Annotated in this window: 13 protein-coding genes and 1 pseudogene; 7 read left to right on the top strand and 7 right to left on the bottom strand. The window is 70.8% G+C overall.

From position 1 onward, the window contains the following. Positions 1-31 precede the first annotated feature (31 nt). The 3 genes and pseudogenes from ACFQQJ_RS12515 to ACFQQJ_RS12505 all read right to left on the bottom strand — a co-directional run. Entirely contained in the window at positions 32-1,879 is a 1,848-nt protein-coding gene (locus ACFQQJ_RS12515) for a beta-glucoside-specific PTS transporter subunit IIABC (RefSeq protein WP_377106906.1), read from the bottom strand. A 227-nt stretch (positions 1,880-2,106) separates the two neighbouring features. Further along, positions 2,107-2,475, bottom strand: coding sequence for a transaldolase family protein (locus ACFQQJ_RS12510; RefSeq protein ID WP_377106904.1), 369 nt, complete (start codon positions 2,473-2,475; stop codon positions 2,107-2,109). Positions 2,476-2,600: 125 nt separating this feature from the next. After that, positions 2,601-3,191: pseudogene (locus ACFQQJ_RS12505) on the bottom strand (transaldolase family protein); the annotation flags it as partial. Positions 3,192-3,416: 225 nt separating this feature from the next. Between ACFQQJ_RS12505 and ACFQQJ_RS12500 the strand changes: the two are divergent. Further along, a complete protein-coding gene (locus ACFQQJ_RS12500) occupies positions 3,417-4,280 on the top strand; it encodes an HAD-IIA family hydrolase (protein ID WP_377106903.1) in 864 nt (287 codons plus the stop codon). Positions 4,281-4,320: 40 nt separating this feature from the next. Here the strand turns inward: ACFQQJ_RS12500 and ACFQQJ_RS12495 are convergent, their stop codons facing one another. Beyond that, positions 4,321-5,253, bottom strand: a complete 933-nt coding sequence (locus ACFQQJ_RS12495; RefSeq protein WP_377106901.1) for an aldo/keto reductase family oxidoreductase — start codon at positions 5,251-5,253, stop codon at positions 4,321-4,323. Between the two features lie 10 nt (positions 5,254-5,263). Beyond that, positions 5,264-6,127, bottom strand: a complete 864-nt coding sequence (locus ACFQQJ_RS12490) for an aldo/keto reductase (RefSeq protein ID WP_377106899.1) — start codon at positions 6,125-6,127, stop codon at positions 5,264-5,266. Between the two features lie 115 nt (positions 6,128-6,242). On the opposite strand from ACFQQJ_RS12490, the gene ACFQQJ_RS12485 reads away from it, so the two are divergent. Beyond that, a complete protein-coding gene (locus ACFQQJ_RS12485; protein WP_377106898.1) occupies positions 6,243-7,139 on the top strand; it encodes a LysR family transcriptional regulator in 897 nt (298 codons plus the stop codon). A 26-nt stretch (positions 7,140-7,165) separates the two neighbouring features. On the opposite strand, the gene ACFQQJ_RS12480 is transcribed toward ACFQQJ_RS12485, so the two are convergent. Next, positions 7,166-8,077, bottom strand: coding sequence for a GNAT family N-acetyltransferase (locus tag ACFQQJ_RS12480; protein ID WP_377106896.1), 912 nt, complete (start codon positions 8,075-8,077; stop codon positions 7,166-7,168). A gap of 367 nt (positions 8,078-8,444) precedes the next feature. Between ACFQQJ_RS12480 and ACFQQJ_RS12475 the strand changes: the two genes are divergently transcribed. Then, a complete protein-coding gene (locus ACFQQJ_RS12475) occupies positions 8,445-9,467 on the top strand; it encodes a hypothetical protein (RefSeq protein WP_377106894.1) in 1,023 nt (340 codons plus the stop codon). Between the two features lie 75 nt (positions 9,468-9,542). On the opposite strand, the gene ACFQQJ_RS12470 is transcribed toward ACFQQJ_RS12475, so the two are convergent. Continuing rightward, positions 9,543-10,565 carry a LacI family DNA-binding transcriptional regulator gene (locus tag ACFQQJ_RS12470; protein WP_377106892.1) on the bottom strand — a complete coding sequence of 341 codons (1,023 nt, stop codon included), beginning with the start codon at positions 10,563-10,565 and terminating at the stop codon, positions 9,543-9,545. Between the two features lie 169 nt (positions 10,566-10,734). Here ACFQQJ_RS12470 and ACFQQJ_RS12465 point away from each other — a divergent pair, with 169 nt between their 5' ends. From ACFQQJ_RS12465 to ACFQQJ_RS12450, 4 genes are all read left to right on the top strand, one after another. Next, positions 10,735-12,036, top strand: a complete 1,302-nt coding sequence (locus tag ACFQQJ_RS12465) for an extracellular solute-binding protein (RefSeq protein ID WP_377106890.1) — start codon at positions 10,735-10,737, stop codon at positions 12,034-12,036. 87 nt (positions 12,037-12,123) lie between these two features. Then, positions 12,124-13,059 carry a carbohydrate ABC transporter permease gene (locus ACFQQJ_RS12460; RefSeq protein ID WP_377106889.1) on the top strand — a complete coding sequence of 312 codons (936 nt, stop codon included), beginning with the start codon at positions 12,124-12,126 and terminating at the stop codon, positions 13,057-13,059. Then, a complete protein-coding gene (locus tag ACFQQJ_RS12455; protein ID WP_377106887.1) occupies positions 13,056-13,982 on the top strand; it encodes a carbohydrate ABC transporter permease in 927 nt (308 codons plus the stop codon). The genes ACFQQJ_RS12460 and ACFQQJ_RS12455 overlap by 4 nt, the downstream gene beginning before the upstream one ends. After that, entirely contained in the window at positions 13,982-14,923 is a 942-nt protein-coding gene (locus ACFQQJ_RS12450) for a family 43 glycosylhydrolase (protein WP_377106885.1), read from the top strand. Before ACFQQJ_RS12455 ends, ACFQQJ_RS12450 begins: the two co-directional genes overlap by 1 nt. Positions 14,924-14,926 lie beyond the last annotated feature (3 nt).

Raw genomic sequence — 14,926 nt, 5'->3', positions numbered from 1 at the left:
GCCCGGCAGGGCGGGACGGGCCGGACGGGGTTCAGCGTTCGATGACGATCGCGGTGTCGCCGTGGACGAGGCTGTGCCCCTCCGCGGGCAGGACGCCGGCGAACTGCGCGGTGTTGGTGATCACCATCACGGTGGTGGGGTCATAGCCGGCGGCGGTGACCGCGTCCAGGTCGACTGTGGCCAGCAGGTCACCGGCCTCGACGACCTGGCCCTGGGCGACCGCAGGGGTGAAGCCCGTGCCGTTGAGCTGGACGGTGTCGATGCCGATGTGGATCAGCGCCTCGACGCCGTCGGCCGACTTGATCCCGAAGGCGTGCCCGGTGGGGAACGCGCTCACGACGGTGCCGCCGAACGGGGCGTACACGGTGCCGGCGCTCGGGACGATGCCGATGCCCTTGCCCAGCGCGCCGGACGCGAACACCTTGTCCTTGACCTGCGCCAGCGGAACGGTCCGGCCGCTCACGGGGGCGGCCACCTCGAGCGCGCCGGGAGCCGGCGGAATCAGCTCCGGCTGGGCCTCAGCGGCCGGCAGGTCGTCGAAGCCGAGCACCAGCGTGGCGGTGAGCGCGATGATGACCGCCACGCCCACACCGATCAGCTGCATCGTGAACGAGCCGACCTGCATGTACGCGGTGAGGCCGAGCAGCGAGGGGAAGACGAAGGCGTTGGACGCCGAGCCGCCGATGGCTGCGATCGCACCGCCGATGGCACCGCCGGCGATGCCGTAGTAGAACGGCTTCTTCAGGCGGAGGTTGACGCCGTAGATCGCGGGCTCGGTAATGCCGGCGACGAAGCCGGACAGTGCGGAGGGTCCGGCGAGCTTCTTCAGGTCGGCGTTCTTGGTCTTGATCATGACACCGAGCGCCGCGGCGGCCTGGGCGAGCACGGCGGCCGGCAGCGGACCGGTCATGATCGAGTAGCCCAGCGTGGTGTAGTCGTTCACCATGAAGGGCACGAAGCCCCAGTGCAGCCCGAACAGCACGAACACCTGCCACAGGCCGCCCATGAGGGCGCCGGCGAGCCAGGGTGCTGCGGCGAAGAGCCAGACGATTCCGCTGGAGATCGCCTTGGCGGCGTAGCTGGTCACCGGGCCGACGGTCAGGAGGGTGAGCGGCACCATGATCGCGAGCACGAGCAGGGGGGTGGTGAAGTTCCGCAGCCAGCTGGGCAGCACCGCGTTGAGGAAGCGCTCGAGATAGCTCTGCAGCCACACGGCGACGATGATCGGGATCACCGATGAGGTGTAGGTGACCATGACGACGGGAATGCCGAAGAAGGTGACCGGATCGGTTGCGCTGGCCAGGGCGCCGATCGCCGGGTAGCACAGCGCCGCCGCGATCGCCATCGACGTGAACTGGTTGGTCCTGAACCGCTTGGCTGCGTTCACCGCGAGGAAGATCGGCAGGAACAGGAAGAGGCCGTCGGCCGCGGCGTTCCAGATGACGTAGGTGGTACCCGTTGCGTCGAGCCACCCGAACTGGGTCGCGGCGGCGAGGAAGGCCTTGAACAGGCCGGCGCCGGCCAGGGGCCACAGCGACGGCAGGAAGATCGACGAGATCAGGGCGATGAAGCGGTTGAGGAGGTTGCCCTTCTCGGCGGCGCCGTCGCCCGCGTTCTCGCCGCCGAGCGAGGAGATCTGGCCGATCTCGGCGAACACGACGGGCACGTTGTTGCCGATGACGACCTGGAACTGGCCGCCGGCCTCCATCACGGTGATCACGCCGGGCAGGCGCTCGACGGCGGCCTTGTCCGCCTTCGCGGCGTCCTTCAGGCGGAAGCGCAGGCGGGTGGCGCAGTGCGCCAGGGAGGCGACGTTGGACTCGCCCCCGACCTTCTCGAGGATGTCACCGGCCAACGTCCGGTAATCGACAGCGGGCATCTGTTCTCCTTCGAACCACGTTGTTCAGGGCCGAGAACGCAGAAAGACCCGAGCCGATACCCCGGAGGTTGCACAAGGCGAGCATGCCGAAGCTGGCTCAGGCCTTGCCTCTTGCGAGTAACAACCCTGGGGAACCGCTCAGGTTCCTGGTCCGAAAAGCTAGCAGCATTCGGGATCCCGCCGCAAGAGGCCGCCCGGAGAATCTCGCTGGCCCTCGGACGGACGGGCTACCGCGCCCCCAGCGCGTCCCGGACGGTGGCCACCAGTTCGTCCCAGGAGGCGGCGAACTTCTCCACGCCCTCGACCTCGAGCACCTCGAACACGTCGGAGAGGTCCACCCCGGCGGCTGCGACCTCGTCGAGCACCGCCCGTCCCTCGGCCCCGCGGCCCTCGATGGGCTCGCCCGGCTCGCCGTGGTCGGCGAAGGCCAGCAGCGTCTTCTCCGGCATGGTGTTCACCACTCCCCGGGCGACCAGCCCGGCCACGTAGAGCGTGTCGGGGTAAGCCGGGTCCTTCGTCCCGGTGGACGCCCACAGCGGTCGCTGCACGTTCGCGCCGCGGGCGGCGAGGGCCGCGAACCGATCCCCGGAGAACACCTCCGCGTACGCGGCGAGCGCCACCTGCGCGTTCGCGATCGCCGCGCGCCCCCGCGGTCGGCACGGCCGAGGGCGTCCAGCCGGCGGTCGACCTCCGTGTCGACCCGGGAGATGAAGAAGGACGCCACCGAGTGGATCCGGGACAGGTCGCGGCCGGCGTCGGCAGCCCGCTCGAGGCCGGCGAGGTAGGCGTCCATCACGGCGCGGTAGCGCTCGACGGAGAAGATCAGGGTGACGTTGACCGAGATGCCCGCGGCGATCGTCTCCTCGATCGCGGCCAGCCCGGCCTGCGTCGCGGGGATCTTGATCAGAACGTTCTCGCGGTCGACGATGCGGTGCAGTTCCGCCGCCTGGGTCGTGGTCGCGGCGGTGTCATGGGCCACGCCGGGCTCGACCTCGATCGAGACGCGGCCGTCGAACCCTCCGGTGCGCGCGTAGGTGGGTGCGAACAGGTCGCAGGAGTCACGCACGTCCGTCGTGGTCAGCGCCGTGATGGCCTCGGCCACCGTCACCTGGCCCAGCTCCTCGAGCTGGGCGGCGTAGTCGGCGCCATGCGCCAGGGCCGCGGCGAAGATCGTGGGGTTGGTGGTGACCCCGACCACGGCGTTGTCGCGGATCATCCCGGCGAGGTTGCCGCTGGCGATCCGTCCCCGGGACAGGTCGTCCAGCCAGATCGAGACGCCGGCCGCGGACAGGTCCGCCAGGCGCTGGTTCATGTGTGCTCCTCCACTCGACGTCGTCGGCCGGCGAGCCGGCCCCTGCCTTCGAGTGTGCGCCGCGCGGGCGGCGCACGGAAGGGGCGCGCGCGGGCGGACGGGCTCCGCCGGCGCGGGGCCGGGGGCGCTGTGCGAGAATGACCGCCGACGAGGCGGAACGGCGGTCGGCGAGGGCGCCGGGCGACGGCGACCGGCTGGGGGAGTTGCGGTGAGGGTGGGTCCACGATGACGGCCGGGACACGGCCGCTCCCGACGGAGTTCTTCGACGCCTACGTGTTCGACCTGGACGGCACGGTCTACCTCGGTGACGAGCTGATGCCGGGTGCGGCGCGGGCGATCGCAGAACTGCGCCGGCGGGACATCCCGGTGCGCTTCCTGTCCAACAACCCGACCCGTGACCCGGACGAGTACGCGGCCAAGCTCGCCGCCCTCGGCGTCCCCACCCCGGTGGCCGACATTGCGAACACCGTCGTCACCACGGCCGCCTGGCTGGCCGCGCACCACCCGGACGCCGTGGTCTTCCCGATCGCCGAGGCCCCGCTGGTGCGGGCGCTGACGGCCGCCGGCCTCCGGCTGAGCGAGGACCCGGCGGAGATCGACATCGTCGTGGCCTCCTACGACCGCGCCTTCGACTACCGAAAGCTCCAGATCGCCTTCGACGCGATCTGGTTCCACAAGCGGGCGTTCCTCGTGCAGACCAACCCCGACCGGTTCTGCCCCTTCCCGGGTGGCCGGGGCGAGCCCGACTGCGCGGCGATCACCGCCGCCATCGAGGCCAGCACCGGGACGACCTGCCGCCACAGCTTCGGCAAGCCCGACCCGATCATGCTCCAGACGGTGATGGACAGCCTTCCCGGGGTGTCGCTGGAGCGGGCGCTGATGGTCGGCGACCGCCTCCAGACCGACATCCGGATGGCGATCGACACCGGAATGCCGTCCGCCGTCGTGCTCACCGGCGAGGCGACGCCCACCGACGTCGCCTCCCTGCCGCCGCGGCTCGCGCCGCGCTTCGTGCTCGAGCGGCTCGACCAGGTGATCCCTGCGACGGTGTGGGACGAGCTGGGCTGGTTCGCGTCGGACCCGTCCTGAGCCCGGTCCCGGGTGGCCCGGACCGGAGTGGCCGGAGCGGTCAGGGCACGAGGTGCCCCGCCGCGCGGTACAGCTCGTACCACTCCGGACGGGTGAGCTCCACGTCGGCGCCGAGCGCCGCGGCCCGGACCCGCTCGGGAGTGGTGGTGCCGAGCACCACCTGCATCCGGGCGGGGTGACGGGTGATCCACGCGGTCGCGATGGCCTCCGGGGGGACGTCGTGGGCGGCCGCCAGGCGGTCGACCACGGCGTTCAGCTCCGGGTAGTCGGGGTTGCCGAGGAAGACACCGGTGAAGAAGCCCGCCTGGAACGGCGACCACGCCTGCACGGTGATGTCGTGCAGGCGGCAGTAGTCGAGCACACCGAGGTCGCGGCTGATCGACTGGTCGAGGGCCGCCATGTTCATCGCCACGCCCTGGGCGATGATCGGGGCGTGGGTGATCGACAGCTGGAGCTGGTTCGCCACCAGCGGCTGGCGCACGTACTTCTTCAGCAGCTCGATCTGCGCCGGGGTGTGGTTGGAGACGCCGAAGGCGCGCACCTTGCCTGCGGCCTCCAGCTCGTCGAACGCCCGGGCCACCTCCTCCGGCTCCACCAGGGCGTCCGGGCGGTGCAGCAGCAGGACGTCGATGTAGTCGGTCCGCAGCGCCTCCAGCGAGCCCTCGACCGCCTCGACCAGGTGGTCGTGGGAGAAGTCGAAGTACGGCCCGTCGGTGACGATGCCCGCCTTGGTCTGGAGGGTCACCTCCGCGCGCTGGGACGGGGTGAGGCGCAGCGCGTCCGCGAACCGGCGCTCGCACCCGTGCACCGGCGTGCCGTAGATGTCGGCGTGGTCGAAGAAGTCGATGCCCGCCTCCAGCGACGCGTCGAACAGGGCGCGCACCTCCGCGTCCGACTTCTCCTGGATGCGCATCACTCCGGTGACGACGGCGGGGACCGCGAGGTCGCTCCCGCCGAGGGGGAAGGTCTTCATGTGTGCCTCCTCAGGCGACGTGGGACAGCAGGGACAGCTCGTCGGCGGACAGCACCAGCTCCGTGGCGCGCGCCGAGTCGGTGATGCTGGACGGACGGGAAGCCCCGGGGATGGGGATGACGACGGGGGCGAGCGCGAGCTCCCAGGCCAGCGCCACCTGCTGGGGGCTGACCCCGTGGTCGGCGGCGACCCGGTTGAACGCGTCGTGGCGCTCGCCGAGCCCGGCCGCGTTCCGGATGCCGCCCAGCGGGCTCCACGGCAGGAACGCGATGCCGAGCCTCGCGCAGTGCTCCAGCTCGGGCAGGCTCGACCGGAAGGCCGGGGAGAACTGGTTCTGCACCGACACCAGCCGCCCGCCGAGCACCTGGTTGGCCTCGTCGATCTGCGCGACGCCGGCGTTGGAGATTCCGGCCAGCTGGATCACGCCCTCCTCCAGCAGGTCGGCCAGCGCGCCGACCGACTCGGCGTACGGCACGCGAGGGTCGGGACGGTGGAACTGGTACAGGCCGATCGCCTCGACGCCGAGCCGGCGGGCGGACGCCTTCGCCGCCTCCTTCAGGTACTCCGGACGCCCGTCCTGGGTCCAGCTGCCGTCGCCGGGACGCAGGTGCCCGCCCTTCGTGGCCACCAGGACCTGGGAGGTGTCGCCGCCGTAGCTCTTCAGCGCCTTCGCGATCAACTCCTCGTTGTGGCCCACCTCGCCGGCGTGCAGGTGGTAGGCGTCGGCGGTGTCGATCAGCGTCACGCCCGCGTCCAGCGCGGCGTGGATGGTCGCGAGCGACCGCTCGGCGTCCGGGCGTCCCTCGATCGACATCGGCATGCCGCCGAGCCCGATCGCGCCGACCGTGCGGGGGCCGAGGTTCCTCTGGATCATGCACACACCTTCCTCGCGGCGTCGGCGGTGGGTGCCGGCGCTCGACTGCCACCATAGGCGTGGCCTAACCTAGAAGTCCAACAACTGTTTCTTCTCTGTTTCAGAAGGTTGACTGATGGATCTGCGTCAGATGGAGTACGTGCTCGCGCTCGCCGACGAGCAGAACTTCACCCGGGCGGCGTCCCTGTGCGGGGTGTCCCAGTCGGGGTTGTCGGCGTCGATCCGGGCGCTGGAGGAGGAGCTCGGCAGCGAGCTCTTCGCGCGCACGACGCGCAGGGTCGAGCCCACGGACGCGGGCCTCGCGCTGCTGCCCCACGCCCGCGAGCTCCTGCTCCAGGCCCGGGCCGGACGGGACGCCGTCGTGCGCGTGACCCGCACGCTGTCGGGCCAGCTGCGGGTGGGTGCCGAGCAGTGCCTGGGCGTGGTCGACGTGCCCGAACTGCTCGAGCGGTTCCACCACCGCTACCCGCAGGTGAGCATCCACTTCACCCAGGCCGGTTCCTACGAGCTGCTCGACATGCTGCGGGCCAACGAGCTGGACGCGGCCTTCGTGGCGACCTCCGACCACCTCGGTTCACTGACCCGTACCGAGATCGCGCGCAAGCCGTTCGTGCTGCTGTGCCCGCCCGGGCACCCCCTCGCCGGGCGTGGACGCGTGCAGTGGGCCGATCTGGACGGCGCCGACGTCGTGGACTTCCACGAGTCGTGGGCCGTCCGCGCGATCAACGACGAGGTGGCGCGCGCCCGCGGCTTCCATCGCGTCGTCCGGTGCACGGTCAACGACATCCACACGCTCCTCGACCTCGTGCACCGCGGGCTGGGCGTGGCGATGGTGCCGAACTCCATCGCGGCGAAGCCGCAGGCGGCCGGGCTCTCGGTCGTCCCGCTCCCCCAGCAGGCCGGGGAGTGGGTGGTGTCGGTGGTCACCCCGACCAACGGCGCCGCGTCTGCGGCGGCCGTCCACCTGCTGGAGCTGCTGCCCGCGAGCGTGTCCTGCGGCGTGCCGGCCTGAGCGCCGAAGGGATCGCCGGCTCCGGCTCAGCCGACGCGGCCGCGCCACCAGTGGGACCGGTGGAACGCCGCGAAGCCCAGGTCCCGGTACAGCGGCAGGTCCGATCCCACGTACGCGGTGTGGGCGCCGAGCGGGGCCGCCCGGCGCAGCGACTCCTGCACGGCCGCCCGGGCCAGGCCCCTTCGGCGATGACCGGGCTCGGTGCACACCGGCTCGACCATCAGCAGGCCCGCGGACGGCTCGAGGAAGATCCCGCAGTAGGCCGCGTACTCGCCGTCGGGCGCGACCACGATCGTGTTGAGCTCCGGCACCAGTGACGGCGCGCTGACCGACTCCTTGCGCCACCGCAGCGTCTCCTCGTCCTCCGGCACCGGATCGGCGTGGCCGAAACCGCGGTGCAGGCAACGGTTGAGCCGGTGCAGGTCCACCCCCTCGGCCAGGCTGCTGAGCCGGTAGCCCTCGGGCAGGCGGGGAGCGGGGACGCCCTCGAGGGTGCGCACAGACATGTCCTCCGTCCACGGCATCGCCTCGTAGCCGCGCGCCGCGAGCAGCGCGGCGAGATCGGGCTCGTCCTCGCCGACGGGGATGGCCACCGTCCCTTCCGCCGCGAGGGCGCGCTCGGCGTGGGCCACCAGGTCGGGCAGAAGCTCGGCCCGGTGAGCGGGGTCGACCGCGAGGTACGCCTCGCCGAGGACGCTCTCGTAGGTGGCGAGCGCGACGACGCGTCCGTCCGCCTCCCACACCCCGATCCGGTCGAGGTGGCCGCGATCGAGGTACGGCAGGCAGAACGCCCATTCCCAGCGCGCCCAGAGGAACTCCGGGGAGCACACCGGATCGCGGGAGTTCAGCCCGAGCAGGAAGGCGCGGACGGCGGCGAAGTCCGCGTCGCCGGTGGTGCCGGCACCACGGTAGGGACGCGGGTAGCTGAGCGCGGCCACGGACTCGCCTCTCGATCGCAGGACCAGGCGGAGACGGGCTCGCCACCGGCCGTCGCAATCATGGCGTGCCCGGGCTCCCGCCGGGGCGCGTTCCGCGAGGCGTCCACCGTCCGCGCACGCTCGGAGGAGGACCCCGGCCGACGCAGCTAGCCCCATCCCCGCGTCCCAAACGTGGTAGGTGTGCGCCGCGGGACGGCGTAACCACAGCGCCCCACGGTGCGGTCTGGGATGTGTGACGACAGGGACAGGTGGCGGCCGGCGACGAGGGAGCGTCGCGCCGGCCACCGGGGGGTGGTGCGGCCGGTGGCGCCACGGGGCGCTGCGCGAGCAGCGGGCCCGCCGGCCGCGCCCCGGGTGGGGCCTGTTGGTGGCCGCCCTGCTGCTACCGGCGCTCGGGGGGTGCGCGCCGGCGCAGCGCGACAGCCCGGACAGCGCTGTCCGCGCCGGGACGACATTCACCTGGGCGGTGCTCGGCGACGTCCCGGAAGGGGTGGGCCAGCTCCGGCAGCTTCCGGACGTGATCGACCGCCTGAGTGCGGCGCCCGGTGTCCGGATGGCGTTCCACCTGGGCGGCATCAAGGGGCTCAGGCCGTGCAGCGACGGCTACTACCGGCAGGTCCGCGAGGCCTTCGACCGGTCCCGGGTGCCGCTGGCCTACACCTTCGGCGGCGAGGAGTGGCTCGAGTGCGGCCGGAGCGAGAACGGGGGCTTCGACCCGCAGGACCGGCTGGCCGCGCTCCGGCACACGTTCGTGCCGCGCCCGGGGTACACCCTCGGGCGGCCCGTGCCGGTGGCCTCACAGGCCGGGACGGGCTTCCCGGAGAACCTCGTCCTCGTGCGGCCGCCGGTGACCTTCGCCGCGTTCCACACGGTCGAGGCCGAGCTCGACGCGGTGCCGGGCCACTCGCCGCGTCCGCTGCCCTCGCTGGTGGCGGAGGAGGCGCGGCGCTCGGAGGCCGCGGTTCGGCTCATCCGGGAGGGGTTCCGCTCCGCGGCGTCCATGCAGAGCGCGGCCGTGGTGCTGCTCACCCACGCCGACCTGTTCCCGCCGGGCGAGCCCGACACGGCGACGGTCCGCGCCTACCGGCCGGTCGTCCGGGCGATCGCGGCGGGCGCTCGGGGCTTCCGCGGCGAGGTGTACCTGTTCACCGCCGACCGCCGCTCCCACGTCACGGACGCACCGCTGGCGCGCGGTTCACACTGGCCGGACGCCTACGACGTCGCTCCGCTCGACACGTTCACCAGGGTCACCGTGGACGGTGGCGCCGGCGCCACCAGCTACCTGTCGGTGACCGCCCGGCGCCATGCGCGGCCCGTGGTGAGCTGGACGAGGGTGCGCATCCCGGGCCAGGCAGCGGCAGCGGCAGCGGCAGCGGCAGCGGGACCCTAGCGCCGCCCAGGAACCGGAAACGCCCCTCCCGCAGATCCCCAGGAGGGGCGTTTCCTCCGCGCCGGGTCAGCGGGCTCAGGATGTGGGGGGCGGGAGGTCGCGCACCGAGCCCCGGGCCATCAGCGGCATCGGGACGAGGGTCTCGGCGGGCGGGGCACCGTCGAGGACGAGCTCCATCGCCGTGCGTCCCATCTCCAGGTACGGGATCTGCATCGTGGTGAGTTGCGGCCGGAGGTAGCTGGCGAGGTACTCGTCGTCGAAGGACACGACGGAGAGGTCGTCCGGGATGCGCACGCCCCGCTCCTGCGCAGCCTGGTAGATGCCGAAGGCCACGCGGTCGTTGGCGGCGACGATGGCGGTGACCTCGACGTTGTCGAGGATCTCGGCAGCCCCGCGGTAGCCGAGGTCGGGCTCCCAGTACATGCCGTCGACCTGGTGGACGAACTGCAGCCCGTACTCGGCCATCGCCGCATCCAGCCCCGCGTACCGGCTGCCGATCGTCACCGACAGTGCGGGGTCGAGGAGCGCCTCGGAGCGCCCGACGAAGGCGATCCGCCGGTGCCCGCGCCGGAGCAGGTGGCCGGCCACGTCGTAGCCGGCACGGAACTCGTCCGGCAGGACGCAGGCGTGGCCGGTGGTGGAGCGTGCGTTCACCAGCACCACGGGGACGTCCACGGGCACCGGCGGCACCTCCATCTGCTTTGCGCCCATCAGCCCGAAGATGATGCCGTCGGCCTGGCGGTCGAGCATCAGCTCCAGCGAGCTCGCGACCCGGTCGAGCCGCCGCCCGGACTCGCTGATCAGGACGGTGTGGTCGCGCTCCTCCGCCGCCTCGAGCAGGCCCCGGATCATCGCCGACGCGTAGCGCGTGATCGTCACCTCGTCGGAGATGAACCCGACGGTGCGGGTCTTGCCCAGGCGCAGGCCGCGGGCGGCGGGGTTCGGCCGGTAGTTCAGCTTGGCGGCCGCGGCCCTCACGCGCTCCGCGGCCTCGGCGGACAGCCTCGAGTTCGGGCGGTCGTTCAGGACCATGCTGACCGTGGTGATGGACAGCCCGGCCAGCTGGGCCACGTCGGCCAGGGTGGCTCGCTTCGCCATCGTTCCTCCACGTTCAGCTCGTCGACGACCGAATGATACCGGTACCACCAGCAGAATCCTTTTAGCAGGCTCTTGCGAGCCCTTACGAGCCATGCTACCTTCGTCGTGCTAAATCCTTTTAGCACCTCGAACTCCCCGGGCTCTCCCGGGCACATCCAACGGAGGAAGAGTGCTCAAGCGCACAGCACGGCTGCTCGCCACGACGTTCGTCGCCGCATCCCTGACCTTGTCGGTCACCGCGTGCTCGAAGGGCGGAGCCACCAGCACCCAGGCCGCCTCGGGCGGCACCCAGACCCTGACCCTGTGGACCCACAACGCCGGCAACAAGGGCGAGCTCGCGGCCATCCAGAGCGTGGTCGACGACTACAACGCCTCGCAGACCGCCTACAAGGTGGACCTCCAGGCCTTCCCGCAGGACTCCTACAACCAGTCGGTCGTCGCCGCGGCCGCGGCGAAGAAGCTGCCCTGCATCCTCGACATCGACCAGCCGAACGTGGCCAACTGGGCCTGGGCTGGCTACCTGGCCCCGATCGAGGGCATGGACGACATCCTGTCGAAGTACCTGCCCTCCACCGTCGCCAAGTGGAACGGGAAGACCTACGCGTACGGCTACTACGACGTGTCGCTGACCTGGGTCACCCGCGAGTCGATCCTGAAGAAGTACGGCATCCGCGTGCCGACCATCGACCAGCCCTGGACCGGCGAGGAGTTCGCGTCCGCCCTGGCGAAGGTCAAGGCGTCCGGCGACTTCACCTATCCCGCCGACCTGGCCACCGGCTGGACCGGTGAGTGGTGGCCCTACGGGTACTCGCCCTTCCTGCAGAGCTTCGGGGGCGACCTGATCAACCGCACCGACTTCACCAGCGCGGAGGGCGTCCTCAACGGCGACGCCGCCGTGAAGTGGGGCGAGTGGTTCCAGGGTCTGGCGAAGGACGGGATGATCTCCAAGAAGTCGAGCGCAGACCCGACGGCCGACTTCATCAACGGCAAGACCGCCTTCCTCTGGAACGGCTCGTGGACCGCCGTGCCGGTGCGCGAGAAGGTCAAGGACGTCGTCTTCGCCCCGCCGGTCGACTTCGGCAACGGGCCCAAGGTGGGCGGCGGCTCCTGGACGTGGGGCTACTCCACCGGCTGCGCCAGTCCCGAGGGTGCGCTCGACTACCTGAAGTTCGCCGCCCAGGACAAGTACGTCGCCAAGGTGGCCAAGGACACCAACAACATCCCGACCACCGACGCCGCGGCAGCGATGGTGCCCGGCTTCGAGCCCGGCGGCGAGAACGACGTCTTCCGCCAGTACTCGAAGAAGTTCACCGTGATGCGGCCCGAGACCCCGGGTTACCCGTTCCTCGCGACGGCCTTCACCAAGGGGGCGCAGGACATCCTGAACGGCGCAGACGTGAAGAAGACGCTGGACCAGATGGTCGCCGACATCGACGACAACCAGAAGGCGAACAACTTCTTCCAGCAGTGAACCCAGCCGGCCCGGGAGGGGATCCTCGCCCCCTCCCGGGCCACCCCCCTCCCTCGTCGCATGATCCGCCCTCAGAGAGGAGCCGCAGTGAGCGTCGTCGAAGCAGCCGAGCACACCGCCCCACCGGTCGCCCGTGGCCGCAGCCACAAGCGGAACAAGCGCTCCACCTCGGTGGCGCTGGCCATGCTGGTCCCGGCCGCCGTGTTGATGGTCGTGTTCCTGATCATCCCGATCTTCCTGACCTTCGGGCTGGCGTTCACCAACGCGCGCCTGATCTCCCCCGTCCCCGCCCGGTTCGTCGGGCTGGACAACTTCGTCCGCCTGTTCGAGAACGAGACCTTCTGGCGGTCACTGCTGAACACGGTGGTGTTCACCATCGTGATCGTCCCGGTGCAGTCGGGGCTGGCGCTCGGGCTCGCCCTGCTGGTGAACGCCAAGGTGCGCGGCACGAACTTCTTCCGAACGGTCTATTTCCTGCCTGTGGTGACCTCGATGGTCGTGGTCTCGATGCTGTGGCTGTTCATGTACCAGCCGGACGGGCTGATCAACGTCCTCCTGGCCAAGGTCGGGATCACCGGCCCCGACTGGCTGGGCGACCCCAACACGGCGCTGTTCGCGATCATCGTGCTGTCGATCTGGCAGGCCGTCGGCTTCCACATGGTCATCTGGCTCTCCGGCCTGCAGACGATCCCCGGCGAGCTCTACGAGGCGGCCTCGATCGACGGCGCGTCGAAGTGGCAGCAGTTCGCCCACGTCACCTGGCCGGGCCTGCGCCAGACCAGCATCTTCATCCTGATCACGATCACGATCGCCGCGTTCTCCCTGTTCACCCAGGTGAACATCATGACCCAGGGTGGACCCCTGGACTCGACGTCGACGCTCGTCTACATGGCCGTCTTCACCGGCTTCCAGCAGCAGCAGACGGGCTACGCCGCGGCGATCTCGCTGGTGTTCTTCGCCCTCGTTCTCACCGTCTCGCTCATCCAGCGCTACCTCACCCGCGACAAGGAGGCCATCCGATGAGCGACCACCTCGCCCACGTCGCCGACACCACCACGACCGAGCCCCGGACGGCGGGCTCGCGCGACAACCGGCTGTCCGGCGCCCTCGTGATGGCGCTCCGCGTCGTGCTGTGCCTGGTCTTCGGGCTGCCCCTGGTGTTCATGATCGTCTCGAGCTTCAAGCCGGACACCCAGATCTTCGCGGACCTGGATTCATGGTCGGCATTCCTGCCCGTCGGTGACGTGAGCCTCGCCAACTACACCGGCCTGATGGACCGGGTGCCGTTCGTGACCTTCATGGTCAACTCGGTCTTCATCTCCGTCTGCACGGTCGTGCTCGGGCTGCTGGTGAACTCGATGGCGGCGTTCGCGCTCTCCCGGATCGAGTTCCGGGGCCAGAAGGTGGTGCTCGGCATCGTGCTGGCGACGCTGATCGTGCCGTTCGAGACGATGGCCCTGCCCCTGCTGTGGTGGGTGAACACCATCCCCTACTTCGACGGCTCGCAGGGATGGCTGGACACCTACGCCGTCCAGATCATCCCGTTCCTGGCCAACGCCTTCTCGATCTACCTCTTCTACCAGTACTTCGACTCGATCCCGAAGGAGCTGGACGAGGCCGCAACGGTGGACGGGGCCGGCTGGTTCAGGATCTACCGCAGCATCGTGATGCCGCTGTCCGGGCCGGCCGTCGCGACGGTCGCCATCCTGACCTTCCTGCCCGCCTGGAACTCCTACCTGTGGCCGCTGATGGTCGTGCAGTCCGAGTCCCTGCGACCGGTCATGGTCGGCATCGACTACTTCAAGCAGGCCACCGGGAGCTCGGGAACCGCCTGGGGCCAGATCATGGCGTACGCGACCATGATCACCGTCCCCGTGCTCGCGCTGTTCATCGGCTTCCAGCGCGCGTTCATCAACTCGATCGCGTCCTCGGGGGTGAAGGGCTGATGCTCGCCTTCGACCACGACTGGGTGTGGGACTTCTGGACGGTGGACGACGGGGAGCGGTACCACCTCTTCTTCCTCCACGCGCCGAAGTCGCTCGGCGACCCGGACGCCCGCCACTACAGCGCCGGCATCGGGCACGCCGTCTCCGACGACCTCGTGACCTGGACGCGGGTGCAGGACGCCCTGGCCCACGGCGAGCCGGGGGAATTCGACGAGCTGGCGACCTGGACCGGCTCGATCGTGCGCCACCCCGACGGCACCTGGTTCCAGTTCTACACCGGGTCGCGCCCGGCCCCCGGCGGCAGCAACATCCAGTCCATCGGCTACGCCACGTCCGACGACCTGTTCACCTGGACCAAGCACGGCCAGGTCGCCCGGGCCGACCCGCGCTGGTACGAGCGGCTCGAGGACAACGGGTGGCACGACGAGGCGTTCCGCGACCCGTGGGTGATGGCCGACCCGGACGGCGACGGCTGGCACATGCTGGTCACGGCACGGGGGAACACCGGGCCCTTCGACGACCGCGGCGTCGTCGGGCACGCCTGGAGCCCCGATCTGCGGACCTGGGAGGTCCGCGCACCGCTGACCGAGGTCGGCCAGGGCTTCGGCCAGCTCGAGGTGATGTTCGACGTCGAGATCGGGGGACGGCGCTACCTGCTCTTCAGCTGCCTGGACGGCGACCTGGCCGAGGCCCGCAAGGGCTCTGTGGCGGGCGGCACCTGGGCGGCGAGGGCGGACTCCCCGCTCGGGCCCTACGACATCGCCGGCGCGACCGTGGTGTCGCCACCGGGCCTGTACGTCGGCCGGCTCGTCCGGCTCCGCGGCACCGACGAATGGAGGTTCCTCGCGTTCGTCAACAAAGCCGGCGACGGAAGCTTCGGCGGGACCATCATCGATCCCCTGCCGGTGGTGGTCACCGGGGACGGCTTCCGGGTGGGCTGACGG

It is taken from the genome of Propionicimonas sp. T2.31MG-18, from assembly GCF_964266745.1.
Classification (GTDB): Bacteria; Actinomycetota; Actinomycetes; order Propionibacteriales; family Propionibacteriaceae; genus Propionicimonas.
Note: the sequence above shows the minus strand (reverse complement) of the source record. Positions and strands in the feature narration are given on the sequence as shown.

What these genes read in the sequence shown, in the direction of transcription:
- ACFQQJ_RS12515 (WP_377106906.1), bottom strand. Translation starts at nt 1,879, where the DNA reads ATGCCCGCTGTCGATTACCGGACGTTGGCCGGTGACATCCTCGAGAAG.
- ACFQQJ_RS12500 (WP_377106903.1), top strand. Translation starts at nt 3,417, where the DNA reads ATGACGGCCGGGACACGGCCGCTCCCGACGGAGTTCTTCGACGCCTAC.
- ACFQQJ_RS12495 (WP_377106901.1), bottom strand. Translation starts at nt 5,253, where the DNA reads ATGAAGACCTTCCCCCTCGGCGGGAGCGACCTCGCGGTCCCCGCCGTC.
- ACFQQJ_RS12490 (WP_377106899.1), bottom strand. Translation starts at nt 6,127, where the DNA reads ATGATCCAGAGGAACCTCGGCCCCCGCACGGTCGGCGCGATCGGGCTC.
- ACFQQJ_RS12485 (WP_377106898.1), top strand. Translation starts at nt 6,243, where the DNA reads ATGGATCTGCGTCAGATGGAGTACGTGCTCGCGCTCGCCGACGAGCAG.
- ACFQQJ_RS12470 (WP_377106892.1), bottom strand. Translation starts at nt 10,565, where the DNA reads ATGGCGAAGCGAGCCACCCTGGCCGACGTGGCCCAGCTGGCCGGGCTG.
- ACFQQJ_RS12455 (WP_377106887.1), top strand. Translation starts at nt 13,056, where the DNA reads ATGAGCGACCACCTCGCCCACGTCGCCGACACCACCACGACCGAGCCC.
- ACFQQJ_RS12450 (WP_377106885.1), top strand. Translation starts at nt 13,982, where the DNA reads ATGCTCGCCTTCGACCACGACTGGGTGTGGGACTTCTGGACGGTGGAC.